Origin of the sequence: Rhodobacter sp. TJ_12, assembly GCF_020023995.1 — a bacterium.
GTDB lineage: Bacteria > Pseudomonadota > Alphaproteobacteria > Rhodobacterales > Rhodobacteraceae > Rhodobacter.
The window spans coordinates 1-557 of the sequence record NZ_NRRD01000079.1 but is presented as its reverse complement, the minus strand read 5'-3'; the positions used below and the strand labels follow the sequence as shown (position 1 = coordinate 557).

Below are 557 nucleotides of genomic sequence, written 5' to 3'. Positions count from 1 at the left end.
GGTAGAGGTAATGTGCATGTATTCCGCGCCGATGGAGCCGCAGTAGGTTTGCTTGAGCGCGTCAATCAGATCGCCCAGCTTCATCGTGTCTTTGCCGATGGCAAAGGAACCTACGTTAAAGCTTTCCTGGAAATCGGCCTCGGTCAGATCGTGATACGCCGGATCGAGATCGGCCACACGGTCTTGCTGCCACAGTCCCAGCGGATCGAGATTCGCATGCTGGTGACCACGGAAGCGATAAGCGTTGATAAGCTGCAGGACTTTAACCTGCTTCGCATTAGTGTCAGGGTCGGAAATCGCAGAAGAGTAACGTGAGGCATCCTTCGCCAGACGACGGAAATAATCACGTGTTTTGGAATGGAATTGATCCGGTTTGACCCCTGTGCCAGGCAACTGCTGGAACATGGAACGCCAGTTTGCGTCCACTGAGTCAGGATCGGTTAAGAAGTCTTCATAGAGCTGTTCAATCCAGCTCTGGTTCGCACCAGAAAGGAAAGAAGAGTCCAGCCAGGCTTTCATTGCGCCGTTCTGCATCGTGATCCCTTAAGCATTTTTAT

General features: G+C 52.1%; 1 protein-coding gene. It reads right to left on the bottom strand.

The features are described from left to right. The coding region (locus tag CKO11_RS17265) for a 2-oxoglutarate dehydrogenase E1 subunit family protein (RefSeq protein WP_411742027.1) at nucleotides 1–534 on the bottom strand (534 nt) is incomplete at its 3' end. Between the last annotated feature and the right edge of the window lie 23 nt (nucleotides 535–557).